General features: G+C 60.4%; 14 protein-coding genes. 11 read left to right on the forward strand and 3 right to left on the reverse strand.

Features of this window, described 5'->3' with window-relative positions; genetic code table 11:
- Nucleotides 1-27: 27 nt before the first annotated feature.
- A complete protein-coding gene (locus AACY08_RS16155; protein ID WP_339470357.1) occupies nucleotides 28-396 on the reverse strand; it encodes a hypothetical protein in 369 nt (122 codons plus the stop codon).
- A 235-nt stretch (nucleotides 397-631) separates the two neighbouring features.
- Between AACY08_RS16155 and AACY08_RS16160 the strand changes: the two genes are divergently transcribed.
- Together AACY08_RS16160 and AACY08_RS16165 are read left to right on the forward strand one after the other, a co-directional pair.
- Nucleotides 632-1,930 (forward strand): serine/threonine protein kinase, encoded by a 1,299-nt coding sequence (locus tag AACY08_RS16160; RefSeq protein ID WP_339470358.1) that lies wholly within the window; start codon nucleotides 632-634, stop codon nucleotides 1,928-1,930.
- Nucleotides 1,923-2,711, forward strand: coding sequence for an MlaA family lipoprotein (locus AACY08_RS16165; RefSeq protein ID WP_339470359.1), 789 nt, complete (start codon nucleotides 1,923-1,925; stop codon nucleotides 2,709-2,711). The genes AACY08_RS16160 and AACY08_RS16165 overlap by 8 nt, the downstream gene beginning before the upstream one ends.
- A 55-nt stretch (nucleotides 2,712-2,766) precedes the next feature.
- Here AACY08_RS16165 and AACY08_RS16170 read toward each other — a convergent pair whose 3' ends face one another.
- On the reverse strand, nucleotides 2,767-3,681 hold the full coding sequence (locus tag AACY08_RS16170) for a DUF808 domain-containing protein (RefSeq protein ID WP_339470360.1): 915 nt from the start codon (nucleotides 3,679-3,681) through the stop codon (nucleotides 2,767-2,769).
- 134 nt (nucleotides 3,682-3,815) lie between these two features.
- On the opposite strand from AACY08_RS16170, the gene AACY08_RS16175 reads away from it, so the two are divergent.
- Both AACY08_RS16175 and AACY08_RS16180 read left to right on the forward strand, forming a co-directional pair.
- Complete coding sequence (locus tag AACY08_RS16175) at nucleotides 3,816-4,421, forward strand: TetR/AcrR family transcriptional regulator (RefSeq protein WP_339414691.1); 606 nt, start codon at nucleotides 3,816-3,818, stop codon at nucleotides 4,419-4,421.
- 221 nt (nucleotides 4,422-4,642) lie between these two features.
- The gene (locus AACY08_RS16180; RefSeq protein ID WP_339470361.1) at nucleotides 4,643-5,101 is read left to right on the forward strand and encodes an REP-associated tyrosine transposase; all 459 of its coding nucleotides are present in this window, start codon (nucleotides 4,643-4,645) and stop codon (nucleotides 5,099-5,101) included.
- Nucleotides 5,102-5,233: 132 nt separating this feature from the next.
- Here AACY08_RS16180 and AACY08_RS16185 read toward each other — a convergent pair whose 3' ends face one another.
- A complete protein-coding gene (locus AACY08_RS16185) occupies nucleotides 5,234-5,674 on the reverse strand; it encodes a GlcG/HbpS family heme-binding protein (protein WP_339427792.1) in 441 nt (146 codons plus the stop codon).
- A gap of 267 nt (nucleotides 5,675-5,941) precedes the next feature.
- On the opposite strand from AACY08_RS16185, the gene gcl reads away from it, so the two are divergent.
- The 7 genes from gcl to AACY08_RS16220 all read left to right on the forward strand — a co-directional run bounded on the left by gcl (nucleotide 5,942) and on the right by AACY08_RS16220 (nucleotide 14,115).
- A complete protein-coding gene (gene gcl, locus AACY08_RS16190) occupies nucleotides 5,942-7,717 on the forward strand; it encodes a glyoxylate carboligase (RefSeq protein ID WP_339470363.1) in 1,776 nt (591 codons plus the stop codon).
- Nucleotides 7,718-7,727: 10 nt separating this feature from the next.
- Nucleotides 7,728-8,510: a hydroxypyruvate isomerase gene (hyi, locus tag AACY08_RS16195; RefSeq protein ID WP_339470364.1), complete on the forward strand. Its 783-nt coding sequence runs from the start codon at nucleotides 7,728-7,730 to the stop codon at nucleotides 8,508-8,510.
- 172 nt (nucleotides 8,511-8,682) lie between these two features.
- Entirely contained in the window at nucleotides 8,683-9,573 is an 891-nt protein-coding gene (locus AACY08_RS16200) for a 2-hydroxy-3-oxopropionate reductase (RefSeq protein ID WP_339470366.1), read from the forward strand.
- A gap of 84 nt (nucleotides 9,574-9,657) precedes the next feature.
- Entirely contained in the window at nucleotides 9,658-10,938 is a 1,281-nt protein-coding gene (locus tag AACY08_RS16205) for a glycerate kinase type-2 family protein (RefSeq protein ID WP_339470367.1), read from the forward strand.
- Nucleotides 10,928-12,343, forward strand: coding sequence for a pyruvate kinase (gene pyk / locus AACY08_RS16210; RefSeq protein WP_339470368.1), 1,416 nt, complete (start codon nucleotides 10,928-10,930; stop codon nucleotides 12,341-12,343). Before AACY08_RS16205 ends, pyk begins: the two co-directional genes overlap by 11 nt.
- A 40-nt stretch (nucleotides 12,344-12,383) precedes the next feature.
- Complete coding sequence (locus AACY08_RS16215) at nucleotides 12,384-13,259, forward strand: urea transporter (RefSeq protein WP_339470369.1); 876 nt, start codon at nucleotides 12,384-12,386, stop codon at nucleotides 13,257-13,259.
- 31 nt (nucleotides 13,260-13,290) lie between these two features.
- Nucleotides 13,291-14,115, forward strand: a complete 825-nt coding sequence (locus AACY08_RS16220) for an ion transporter (RefSeq protein ID WP_339470370.1) — start codon at nucleotides 13,291-13,293, stop codon at nucleotides 14,113-14,115.
- Nucleotides 14,116-14,161 lie beyond the last annotated feature (46 nt).

Raw genomic sequence — 14,161 nt, forward strand, 5'->3', positions numbered from 1 at the left:
GTGGGGCTTGCTCGCGAAGAGGCTCTATCAAGCAGCCCGAGGCTTCCTGACCAAACGCAACCCCGCAATCACCACCGCAAACACCGCAAACGCCGTGTTGTACAACGCCAGCGCCGGCAAACCGAACACCATCCCCAGCACTGCAAACCCCCATCCCGCACGACCCGGCACGAAAAACGCCAGTACCGACGTAACCAACGCCGCCCAGCCGAGTACCTTGAAGTGAATCATCAACCCCAGGTTCGAACGCAGCTGACACTCCCAGCGGCTGGCTTCATCGGCGCAGATGCCAACCCACCGGCCATCTTCCATAAAGCCGTAACGCGCGCCATAACTGGCGGCCAGCCATAACGGCAAGGCAATAAGCAGCAAAATCAGCGGCAAACGATGGGACATGAGGTACTCCGATAGGCAAAAACGGCGCTCAGCTTAATGCTCCGACGGCCGTTAGCAAGGTATACGCGCAGATAACTGTTCACCAATGGGCGGCAAAGTGTATCTTCTCGCTACTATTACCCCGATTCCGACGTTATTTTCCGACTTTTCGTGCCGAGAGCTGGCACTTCGGTGGCAACGCGGTGGTCATAGCCTGCGAACTTTATTAAGCACGTTTCCTCCTAGGGATTAAGTCATGCTCCGTTCCTTGCGCTGTGCTGCCTTGCTGGGCAGCCTTTTTTTGAGTGCGTCAGCACTGGCCGTCGACATCGATCAGGCCACCTATGGCTACCCTTTGACGAATCCGTTCGAGGCGACCATCGCCACTACCCCGCCTGACCTTCGGCCGAAATTGCCGAGCGATGACGAGATCAACCAGTCCGACTACACCCTGAACATGCGCCCCGAGCGCGAGTTCAGCCTGCCGGACAACTTCTGGGCGGTGAAGAAACTCACCTACCGCATCGCCAAGCAGGATCGCGCCGCGCCGTTGATCTTTCTGATCGCGGGCACCGGTGCGCGTTTTGACAGCAGCATCAACGAATACCTGAAAAAACTGTATTACCAAGCCGGCTACCACGTGGTGCAACTGTCGTCGCCGACCAGCTTCGACTTCATCAGCGCCGCCTCGCGCTTCGCCACGCCGGGGATCACCCAGGAAGACGCCGAAGATATGTACCGGGTGATGCAGGCCGTACGGGCACAAAACGCTTCGCTGCCGGTCACCGACTTCTACCTCACCGGCTACAGCCTCGGCGCACTGGATGCGGCATTTGTCAGCAAACTCGACGAGACCCGCCGCAGCTTCAACTTCAAGAAAGTCTTGCTGTTGAACCCGCCAGTCAACCTCTACACGTCGATCACCAACCTCGACAAGCTGGTACAGACCGAGGTCAAGGGCATCAACAACTCCACCACTTTCTATGAGTTGGTGCTGAACAAGCTGACCCGCTACTTCCAGCAAAAGGGCTACCTCGATCTGAATGACGCCCTGCTCTACGACTTCCAGAACTCCAAGCAGCACCTGACCAACGAACAGATGGCCATGCTGATCGGCACCTCGTTCCGCTTCTCGGCGGCCGACATTGCCTTTACCTCGGACCTGATCAACCGCCGCGGCCTGATCATCCCGCCGAAATACCCGATCACCGAAGGCACCAGCCTTACGCCGTTCCTCAAGCGTGCGCTGCAATGCGACTTCGATTGCTACCTCACAGAACAAGTCATCCCGATGTGGCGCGCGCGCTCGGACGGCGGCAGCCTGTTGCAACTGGTCGACCAGGTCAGCCTGTACGCCCTCAAGGACTACCTGCACACCAACCCGAAGATTGCCGTCATGCACAATGCCGACGACGTGATCCTCGGCCCTGGCGACCTCGGTTTCCTGCGCGAAACCTTCGGCGATCGCTTGACCGTCTACCCGCTGGGCGGCCATTGCGGCAACCTCAATTACCGCGTCAACGCCGACGCCATGCTGGAGTTCTTCCGTGGCTAAATATCTTCTGCTGCTTGCCGCCTTGATGTGCGCAGGCGTGGCCAATGCCGACAACAGCAAGGCTCACGAACCCACCGTGGTTGACTCAGACGGCTTCAAGGAGCCGCTGACCAAGCTCAAGTTCAACCCCGGCCTGGACCAGCGTGAATTCGAGCGATCAACGCTCACCGCGCTCAACGTCTACGACCCGCTGGAAGCGTGGAACCGTCGCGTGTACCACTTCAACTATCGCTTCGACCAATGGGTATTCCTGCCGGTGGTCGACGGTTACCGCTACGTCACCCCAAGTTTCCTGCGCACCGGCGTGAGCAACTTCTTCAACAACCTGGGCGACGTGCCGAACCTGTTAAACAGCCTGCTGCAGCTCAAGGGCCACCGCTCCCTGGAGACCACTGGGCGCCTGCTGGTCAACACCACCCTCGGCATCGCCGGCCTGTGGGACCCTGCTACCGCCATGGGCCTGCCGCGCCAGAGCGAAGACTTCGGCCAGACCCTGGGCTTCTACGGCGTGCCTGGCGGCGCGTACCTGGTACTGCCGGTCTTCGGCCCGTCAAACCTGCGCGACACCGGTGGTTTGCTGGTCGACTACACCGCCGAAACCCAGATCAACTTCCTCAATGTGGCTGAAGTCAGCTCCAACCATCCGGAACTCTGGGCACTGCGTGCGGTGGACAGGCGTTATCAGACCAGCTTCCGGTACGGTCAGATGAACTCCCCGTTTGAGTATGAGAAGGTGCGGTACATCTATACGGAATCGCGCAAGCTGCAGATTGCTGAGTAATTAGCGCCATAAAAAAAGGCCATTCGATTGAATGGCCTTTTTTATTGCTATTGGATCAAGCCTTCGCGGTTTTCCAGAGCTTACCCACTACGCTGACCACCGCCAGCACCACCGCCCCCGCAACAATCCCCGCCACGCCATTCAGCAGCGTCGGCACCAACCAGGCCACGCTACCTGCCCCCTGGCTGACCGTCTCGATCCCGTGATGCACCACGGGTACACCATGGGTGAGAATCCCACCACCGACCAGGAACATTGCTGCCGTGCCGATAACCGACAGGCTCTTCATCATGTAAGGCGCTGCGCGCAGGATGACACCACCGATACTGCGCGCCACCTGGCCAGGTTTCTGGGTGAGCCACAGGCCCAGGTCATCCAGCTTGACGATGCCGGCCACCAGCCCGTAGACGCCCACCGTCATGACGATGGCAATGCCCGACATCACAACCACCTGCTGCATCAGTGGGGCGTCTGCCACGGTGCCAAGGGTGATGGCGATGATTTCGGCGGAGAGGATGAAGTCGGTGCGGATTGCGCCCTTGATCTTGTCCTTTTCAAAGGCCACCAGGTCGGTCGCCGGGTCGCCAACAGCTTCGACCAACTGGGCGTGTTCAGCTTGATCTTCATCCTTACTGTGCAGGAACTTGTGCGCGAGCTTCTCAAAGCCTTCGAAACACAGGTAGGCACCGCCAAGCATCAACAAAGGCGTCACCGCCCAAGGCGCAAATGCGCTGATCAATAGTGCGGTGGGCACCAGGATCAATTTATTGATAAACGAGCCCTTGGCCACCGCCCACACCACGGGGATTTCCCGCTCGGCCCGCACCCCGGAGACCTGCTGGGCGTTGAGTGCCAGGTCGTCACCCAGCACGCCGGCAGTCTTCTTCGCCGCCATTTTTGTCATCAGGGCAACGTCATCGAGTACGGCGGCGATATCGTCGATCAACACCAACAAGCTGCTTCCTGCCATGAATCGGACTTCCGTAAGAGTGAGATGGCGCGAGCATAACGCGGCGCAAAGCGTTGCAGGCACATTGTTGAGGCTCGCGGATGGCCGGTGCTACCATGCGCAACCGCCTGTACTGGCAAGGAAACCTCTGGTTTATGAGCACCATTCGCGAGCGCAACAAAGAAAAGATCCTGCGAGCGGCCAGCGAGGAGTTTGCCGACAAAGGCTTCGCCGCGACCAAAACCAGCGACATCGCCGCCAAGGCCGGGCTGCCCAAGCCCAACGTGTATTACTACTTCAAGTCCAAGGACAACCTCTACCGCGAGGTGCTCGAAAGCATTATCGAGCCGATCCTGGCGGCTTCCACGCCGTTCAATCCGGAAGGCGAGCCTTCGGTGGTGCTGAGCAACTACATCCGTTCGAAGATCCGCATTTCCCGCGACCTGCCATTTGCCTCGAAGGTCTTCGCCAGCGAAATCATGCACGGCGCGCCGCACTTGAGCGCTGATCAGGTCGAACAGCTCAACGCCCAGGCCAAGCACAATATCGCGTGCCTCCAGAGCTGGGTGGATCGTGGCCTGATCGCGGCGATCGACCCCCATCACTTGATGTTCAGCATCTGGGCGGCGACGCAGACGTATGCGGATTTTGACTGGCAGATCTCGGCGGTGACCGGGAAGGCCAAGTTGGATGAGGCCGATTATGAGGCGGCGGCGTTGACGATTATTCGGTTGGTGTTGAAGGGGTGTGAGTTGGACTGAGAGACCGGGGGGGCCCCGATCGCAGGCAAGCCAGCTCCCACACTACTCTGCGGCGTACACATAATGTATGAACACCGCAAAACCACTGTGGGAGCGGCGGTGCGACGATTCGACTTGCCCGCGATAGCGGCCTCCCAGACACATCCTGCCAAAAGCCTGCCATTCAGCATCAGCCACCTGGATCTAGCCTCTCAGAACCCCCACTGAAGAGAGGCCATGGAATGCCTGATCTCCCCGCTTCAAAGCGTCTGCGCATTGGTCGTTATGACGAACCCAACCGTATCTACCTACTAACCAGTAACACCCTCGATCGCGAACCCATTTTCCGGGACTTCAAGCTTGGTCGGTTGGTGGTTCAACAATTCAGAATTGCTCAAAACCAAGGTCTGGCGACATCCCTGGCCTGGGTCGTCATGCCTGATCATTTCCACTGGCTTATCTCGCTGGAAAAGGGCTCCCTTGCCGACGTGATGCGCCAAGTAAAGTCCAAAAGCACGCGTGTCGTAAATGCGGTTGCTGGCCGCCAAGGTCGCCTCTGGCAACCCGGTTTTCACGACCATGCCCTGCGCCGTGAAGAAAGCCTTGAAGGCATAGCCCACTACATCGTGGCCAACCCTCTGCGAGCGGGTCTAGTGAAGAAGTTCGGGGACTACCCGCTGTGGGATGCCATTTGGCTTTGACTTGATACCGAGTCGCCCGCATCGCGGGAAAGCCCGCCCACAGGGTTCGATGGTGTTCAAACAATCTGTGCCAAACACCCTTCAGTGTGGGAGCGGGCTTGCCCGCGATGAGGCCGACAGATTACCCAATATTTAAGCAGACACCCCCGCATCCGCCATCAAACCCACCCCCTCAATCGCCGTAATCGCACACTGCTCATCAATATCCGATGTATCCCCGCTGATCCCGATCGCCCCCAGCACTATGCCTTCCTGACTTCGAATCAACACACCCCCCGGCGCCGGCACCACGCTGCCTTGCCCCAGGCTGTTCAATGCCGCGATAAACGCTGGCCGTTGTTGCGCATCCAGCGCCAGCAGCCGTGAGCCCTTGCCCAGGGCAATCGCGCCCCAGGCTTTGCCGATGGCGATCTGCGGGCGCAGCAGGCTGGCGCCGTCTTCGCGTTGCAAAGTGACCAGATGGCCGCCGCTGTCGAGTACTGCGATCGTCAGGGGCGCCGCCACAATCGTGCGCCCTGCGCTGAGGGCCTGGCTGGCCAGTTGGGTGGCGAGTTTCAAGGTTAAAGCGCTCATGGTGCCGTCCTTCTTTTGTTATTGGGAAAGCGGTGGAGGTCTGAGAGATCAGATGCTCGACCAAACAAATAGAACACAATGACATGGATTTCTGTATACAATATTTTCAAAAAAATTCGCCATTCGTCGATAAAACTTGCTTTTAAGGCTATCCGACGCACAGACAGGCCAGAAAATAAAATGCATTGACCTGCGCAGTCGGCCGTGAATACACTTCAAGAAGAAACCACTTGTATACAATTACAAAAAGCAAGAGGCACCAAAACCATGAGCAAAATGAGAGCAATCGAAGCCGCCGTTCTGGTGATGCGCCGTGAAGGCGTGGACACCGCCTTCGGCATCCCAGGCGCCGCGATCAATCCGCTGTACTCGGCCTTGCAGAAGGTGGGTGGCATCGATCACGTCCTTGCTCGCCACGTTGAAGGCGCCTCGCACATGGCGGAGGGGTACACCCGCACCAAGGCCGGCAATATCGGCGTGTGCATCGGCACCTCGGGCCCGGCGGGCACGGACATGGTCACCGGCCTCTACAGCGCCTGGGCTGACTCGATCCCGATCCTGTGCATCACCGGCCAAGCACCCCGCGCCCGTATGCACAAGGAAGATTTCCAGGCCGTCGACATCACCAGCATCGTCAAGCCAGTGACCAAATGGGCGACCATGGTGATGGAGCCCGGCCAAGTGCCCTACGCGTTCCAGAAAGCCTTCTACGAAATGCGCTCCGGCCGCCCAGGCCCGGTGCTGATCGACCTGCCGTTCGACGTGCAGATGGCCGAGATCGAATTCGATATCGATGCCTACCAACCGTTGCCACTGGCCAAGCCACGGGCAACCCGCATCCAGGTCGAAAAAGCCCTGGCCTTGCTGGACCAGGCCGAACGCCCACTGCTGGTCAGCGGTGGCGGCGTGATCAATGCCGACGCCAGCGAGCTGCTTGTTGAATTTGCTGAGTTGACGGGTATCCCTGTGATCCCGACGCTGATGGGCTGGGGCACCCTCCCGGACGATCACCCGCAGATGGTCGGCATGGTCGGCCTGCAAACCTCCCACCGCTATGGCAACGCGACGCTGCTCAAATCGGACGTGGTGCTGGGCATCGGTAACCGTTGGGCCAACCGCCACACCGGTTCGGTGGAGGTCTACACCGAAGGCCGCACATTCATTCACGTCGACATTGAGCCGACGCAGATTGGCCGCGTGTTCACCCCAGACCTGGGCATCGTTTCCGACGCCGGCTCGGCACTGACGATGTTCATTGAAGTGGCCCGCGAGTGGAAAGCCGCCGGCAAGCTCAAGGATCGCAGCGCCTGGTTGAATGACTGCCAGCAGCGCAAAGCCACCCTGCACCGAAAGACCCACTTCGACAACGTGCCGGTCAAGCCGCAACGGGTGTACGAAGAGATGAACCAGGTGTTCGGCAAAGACACGTGCTACGTGAGCACCATCGGCCTGTCGCAGATTGCCGGCGCGCAATTCCTGCATGTGTACAAGCCACGCCACTGGATCAACTGCGGCCAGGCCGGCCCGTTGGGCTGGACCATTCCGGCGGCGCTCGGCGTGGTCAAGGCTGACCCGACGCGCAAAGTGGTGGCGCTGTCCGGCGACTACGACTTCCAGTTCATGATCGAAGAACTAGCCGTGGGCGCGCAGTTCAAGCTGCCGTACATCCACGTGGTAGTGAACAACTCCTACCTGGGCCTGATCCGCCAGGCCCAGCGCGGGTTTGAAATGGACTACTGCGTGCAGTTGTCCTTCGACAACCTCAACGCGCCACAGCTCAACGGTTATGGCGTGGACCACGTGGCCGTCGCCGAAGGCCTGGGTTGCAAGGCACTGCGTGTGTTCGAGCCAAGCCAGATCGCGCCTGCTTTGCGCCGCGCCGAGCAAATGATCGAAGAATTCAAGGTCCCGGTCATCGTTGAGATTATTCTGGAGCGCGTGACCAATATTTCCATGGGCACCGAGATCAACGCCGTTAACGAATTCGAAGATCTGGCACTGGTCGGCAACGATGCGCCGACTGCCATTTCCCTGCTCGATTAAGGAGAACCTTATGCCGCGTTTCGCCGCCAACCTGTCCATGCTGTTTACCGAACAGGACTTCCTTGCTCGCTTTAAAGCGGCCGCCGATGCTGGCTTCGAAGGTGTCGAGTACCTGTTCCCCTACGAATTCAGCTCCGCTGAAATCAAGGCGCAACTCGACGCCCATAACCTGGCCCAAGTGCTGTTCAACCTGCCGGCCGGCGACTGGGCCAAGGGCGAACGCGGCCTGGCGTGCCACCCGGACCGGGTCGAGGAGTTCCGTGCGGGCGTCAAGCTGGCCATCGCCTATGCCGAGGTGCTGGGCAATACCCAGATCAACTGCCTGGCGGGCATTCGGCCACAAGGCGTGGATGATGAAACCCTGGAAAAAACCTTTGTCGCCAACCTCAAGTACGCCGCCGACAAGCTGCAAGCGGTGGGCATCAAGCTGGTGATGGAAGCGATCAACACCCGCGACATACCGGGTTTCTACCTGAACAACACGGCGCAGGCCCTGTCGATTCGCGAGCAAGTGGGCAGCGCCAACCTGTTCCTGCAATACGACATCTACCACATGCAAATCATGGAAGGCGACCTGGCCCGCACCATGGCCGCGTACCTGGGTGAGATCAACCACATCCAGCTGGCGGACAACCCTGGGCGCAATGAGCCGGGGACTGGGGAGATCAACTACCGCTTTCTGTTCGAACATTTGGATCGGATTGGGTACCAGGGGTGGGTTGGCTGTGAGTACAAGCCGTTGACCACCACCGAGGCGGGCTTGGGCTGGCTGAAGACCCACAACGCGATCTAACAGACACAAAACTAAACAATGTGGGAGCTGGCTTGCCTGCGATAGCGGCGTATCAGGCAATCAGTCTGTAACTGAACGATCGCCATCGCAGGCAAGCCAGCTTCCACAGTAGATCTTCGGTGCTTGGCAGACCGAGCTGGGCCTGCCTATCGAATAACAAGAGGATTTTCTCATGGCTAAAATCGGATTTATCGGCACCGGCATCATGGGCCAACCCATGGCCGCCAACCTGCAAAAAGCAGGTCATCAACTGTTCCTGTCCGAGCACCACGGCAAGGCTGCGCAAGCACTCGTCGACGCCGGCGCCGTGGCCCTGGCCAACCCGCAGCAAGTGGCGCAGGAAGCCGAGTTCATCATCGTGATGGTGCCCGATACCCCGCAGGTCGACGACGTACTGTTCCGCGCCGACGGCGTGGCCGCAGGCCTGTCGCCCAACAAGGTGGTGATCGACATGAGTTCGATCTCTCCCACGGCGACCAAGGCTTTCGCGTCCAAGATCAACGCAACTGGCGCTCAGTACCTCGACGCGCCGGTGTCCGGTGGTGAAGTCGGCGCCAAGGCCGGCACCCTGAGCATCATGATCGGTGGCGAGCCACAGACCTTCGAACGCGCCTTGCCGTTGTTCCAGGCCATGGGCAAGAACATCACCCTGGTGGGTGGCAATGGCGATGGACAGACCGCCAAGGTCGCCAACCAGATCATCGTCGCGCTGAACATCCAGGCGGTGGCCGAAGCGCTGCTGTTCGCCGCCAAGAACGGCGCCGACCCGGCCAAAGTGCGTGAAGCGCTGATGGGTGGCTTTGCGTCATCGAAGATCCTTGAAGTGCATGGCGAACGCATGATCAAGGGCACCTTTGATCCGGGCTTCCGCATCAATCTGCACCAGAAGGACCTCAACCTGGCGCTGGCCGGTGCCAAGGAGTTGGGGATCAACCTGCCGAACACGGCTGGCACGCAGCAGGTGTTCAGTACCTGCGCTGCGATTGGCGGCGGTAACTGGGACCATTCGGCGCTGATCAAGGGCCTGGAGCATATGGCGAATTTTTCGATTCGCGATAAATAACCCACATCGCTCCCACATTCGATCGCGTTCCAATGCTCGAATTTGCTGAAACTCTAATAACAAGAATCCCCCGGGAGCCCGCTTATGTCGGTCGATCCGCAACACCTGCTTCGCCAGCTGTTCGCCACAGCTATCGACGCCGCCCACCCTCGGCACGTCCTTGAACCCTACCTGCCCACCGACCGCAGCGGCCGTGTGATCGTGATCGGCGCCGGCAAGGCTGCCGCCGCCATGGCCCTCGTGGTCGAGAACTGCTGGCAGGGCGAAGTCACCGGCCTTGTGGTCACCCGCTACGGTCACGGCGCGCCGTGCAAGAACATCGAAGTGGTCGAAGCCGCCCACCCTGTGCCCGATGCGGCCGGTCTGGCGGTAGCCAAGCGCGTGCTTGAATTGATCAGCAACCTGTCCGAAGACGACCACGTGATCTTCCTGCTGTCCGGCGGCGGCTCGGCGTTGCTGGCCCTGCCCGCCGAAGGCATCACCCTGGCCGACAAGCAGGCCATCAACAAAGCCCTGCTCAAATCCGGCGCGACCATTGGCGAGATGAACTGCGTGCGCAAGCACCTCTCGGCCATCAAGGGCGGCCGACTGGCGAAAGCGGCATGGCCCGCGACGGTCTACACCTACGCGATTTCCGATGTGCCGGGTGACCAGGCCACGGTGATCGCCTCCGGCCCCACGGTCGGTGACCCCAGCACGTCGCAGCAAGCCCTGACAATCCTCAAGCGCTACAACATCGACGCCCCGGCCTCGGTGCGCAGTTGGTTGCAGAACCCAGCCTCGGAAACCGTCAAGCCCGGTGACCCGGTGCTCGCCCGCAGCCATTTCCAGTTGATCGCACGCCCGCAGCAATCACTCGAAGCGGTCGCGGTGAAAGTCCGCCAAGCCGGTTTCAGCCCGTTGATCCTTGGCGACCTCGAAGGCGAAGCGCGGGACGTGGCCAAGGTGCACGCCGGTATCGCCCGGCAGATCGTGCAGCACGGCCAGCCACTGGCAGCGCCGTGCGTGATCCTGTCCGGCGGCGAAACCACCGTCACCGTGCGCGGCAATGGCCGTGGCGGGCGCAACGCGGAATTCCTGTTGAGTCTTACCGACAACCTCAAAGGCCTGCCCGGTGTGTACGCCTTGGCGGGTGACACCGATGGCATTGACGGTTCTGAAGACAACGCCGGCGCCCTGATGACCCCGTGCAGCTATGCCCGCGCCGAAGCCCTCGGCCTGTCAGCCAGCGACGAGCTGGACAACAACAATGGCTACGGCTACTTCGCCGCCCTCGACGGTTTAATCATCACTGAGCCGACGCGCACCAACGTCAACGACTTGCGCGCCATCCTGATTCTTGAGACTGCCAACCATGACGCCTGACAAGAAGGTCAAAATCCTCGCCACCCTGGGCCCGGCCACCGACGGTATCGATGACATCCGCGAGCTGGTGGAAGCCGGGGTGAATATCTTCCGGCTCAATTTCAGCCACGGCGATCACGCCGACCACGCCCAGCGCTTCCAGTGGATTCGCCAAGTCGAACGCCAGTTGAATTACCCGCTGGGCATCCTCATGGACCTGCAAGGGCCGAAGCTGCGGGTCGGGCGTTTTGCCGAGGGCAAGGTGCAACTAGTGCGCGGCCAGGCCTTGCGCCTGGACCTGGACCCGACGCCGGGTGATCAGTGCCGGGTCAACCTGCCCCACCCGGAAATCATCGCGGCGCTGGAACCGGGCATGGACCTGCTGCTGGACGACGGCAAGCTGCGTCTGCGGGTGATCACCAAACATACCGACGCCATCGACACCACAGTGCTGAATGGCGGCGAATTGTCTGATCGTAAAGGTGTCAACGTCCCACAAGCCTTGTTGGAGCTCAGCCCACTGACCGCCAAGGATCGGTGCGATTTGAGCTTCGGCCTGGAGCTGGGCGTGGACTGGGTGGCGCTGTCATTCGTGCAACGCCCGGAAGACATCCGCGAAGCCCGCGAGTTGATCGGCGACAAGGCCTTTCTGATGGCGAAGATCGAGAAGCCGTCCGCCGTGCAACGCTTGAGGGAGATCGCCGAACTCAGCGACGCGATCATGGTGGCCAGAGGCGACCTCGGCGTGGAGGTGCCGGCAGAAAGCGTGCCGCAGATCCAGAAAGACATCATCAGCACCTGCCGCCAACTGGGTAAACCGGTGGTGGTGGCCACACAGATGCTTGAATCCATGCGCTTCTCCCCGGCGCCGACCCGTGCCGAGGTAACGGACGTCGCCAATGCCGTAGCCGAAGGGGCGGACGCCGTAATGCTGTCGGCCGAAACCGCGTCCGGCGAGTACCCGCTGGACGCCGTGCAGATGATGAGTAAGATCATCCGCCAAGTGGAAAACGGCCCGGACTACCAAACCCAACTGGATGTCAGCCGGCCCAAGGCGGATGCCACGGTGTCGGACGCCATCAGTTGCGCGATCCGCCGCATCAGCAGCATCCTGCCGGTGGCGGTGCTGGTGAACTACAGCGAGTCCGGCAGCTCCAGCTTGCGCGCGGCGCGGGAACGGCCGGTGGCGCCGATCCTCAACCTCACGCCGAACCTGTCCACGGCGCGGCGGTTGAGCGTGGCGTGGGGCGTGCATTCGGTGGTGAATGATCGGCTGCGCCAAGTGGATGAGGTGTGTTCCACGGCGCTGGAGATTGCCCAGGCGCAGGGCATGGCGCAGCGCGGAGATACCTTGGTGATTACGGCGGGGGTGCCGTTTGGGCAGCCGGGGTCGACGAACTCGTTGCGTATAGAGATGTTGATTTAGCGTCTGTAAGGGGGCAACTCGGTCTAACTGACTTAACCAAATGCGCAACCAAACCTGCCCAGACTGGGCCGAAGCCCTGCTCAACGGTTTCAGCCAGATCTTCCTGCAGCGCCAGCCGCTGTGTGGCCTGCTGTGCCTGCTGGCCATCCTGATCGGCGCGCCGGCCTTGTTCGGCGGGGCGTTGCTGGGTGGTGTGGCGGGATTACTCACGGCTCAGCGCCGCGGCTATCCCAAGGCTGAGCGCCAGGCCGGCCTTTATAGCTACAACGGCGTGTTGCTGGGCGTGTTGATCAGCCATGACTTCGCCTCGTCGGCCTTGTTGCCGCCGCTGATCCTGGCGTGCGGTGGCTTGAGTGCGATCCTGACCCGGCAATGGTTGAAGCGCGCCAGCCAGCCCGATGACTTGCCCGCATATACCGCGCCTTTTGTGGTACTGGGTTGGCTGCTATTGGGCACGGTCCAGGAGAGTACGTTTACCCTGAGCGAACCCGACACATTGAACATCCTCACGGCACCTTTTATCGGGCTCGCCCAAATCATGCTGCTGGACCAACCCATCGCAGGAGGCCTGATTGCGCTGGGCCTGTGGCTGGCCAACCGCCGCGCCGCCGTGTGGGCCTTGATTGGCGCCAGTGTCGGCGTGCTGATTGCGCTTTGGCTGGGCGAACACGCCAACGCCCTCCTCAGCCTGCACAGCTACAACCCTGCGTTGGCAGCGCTGGCGCTGAGCCAAGTGCGCCGCCAACCCTGGCTGCCGCTGCTCGGCATCGTGCTGGCGATCCTCCTCACGCCGGGCTTTGCTGCCCTGCACCTGCCCACATTGACCGCGCCCTTCATCCTTGCTTGCTGGCTGGTGCGCGCAGGCAGTCGCGTGCTGCGCAAACCCCGCATGGACAGTCCCTTCGAATCACCCTAGGCTTGCCCAATATCAGTTTCAGGCGGGATTTATGGACAGCAACAACGATTGGCGCCAACGGCTCTACGTCATAATTTTTCAAAGTGACACCAAGGCCGGGCGGCTTTTTGACGGCATTCTGCTGCTGGTCATCCTCGCCAGCCTGGTGATCGTGATGCTCGACAGCATCGACCAGATCCACCAGAACTACGCTGACGTGCTGGCCTATATCGAGTGGGGGTTTACCCTCATCTTCCTGATCGAGTACGGGCTGCGGCTGTATTGCTCGCCCAAACCGTTGCGCTATGCCTTCAGCTTTTATGGGCTGGTGGACCTGCTGGCCATCGTGCCCGGCATCCTCGCGCTGTATTACAGCGACGCGCAGTACCTGCTGATCATCCGCATCATCCGGATGCTGCGGATTTTCCGCGTGTTCAAGCTCAGCCCGTACCTCAAGCAGGCCAATTACTTGATGGCGGCGCTGCGCGGCAGCAAGCAGAAGATCGTGGTGTTCCTGGTGAGCGTGTGCACGCTGGTCACGGTATTCGGCACCTTGATGTATGTGATCGAAGGTCCGGAACACGGCTTTACCAGCATTCCCAAAGGTATCTACTGGGCCATCGTGACGCTGACCACCGTGGGCTTTGGCGATATCGTGCCGACGACGCCGCTGGGCCAGGTGATTTCGTCGCTGGTGATGATCACCGGTTATTCGATCATCGCCGTGCCTACCGGTATTTTCACCGCCGAACTGGCGAGTGCCATGCGCGGCGAACAGCTGCAGACCGACTGCCCGGTGTGCAAGAAAGACAGCCATGAGCCCAACGCGGCGTTCTGCTCGCGGTGTGGGAGTCATCTTTTTCGTAAAGTGGAATAAGCAAAGTGCGTTTTAATCTTTAAACGTCTATGCAACGCCAGCTATA

This window comes from Pseudomonas sp. EL_65y_Pfl1_R83 (assembly GCF_963970695.1).
GTDB classification, from domain to species: Bacteria; Pseudomonadota; Gammaproteobacteria; order Pseudomonadales; family Pseudomonadaceae; genus Aquipseudomonas; species Aquipseudomonas tritici.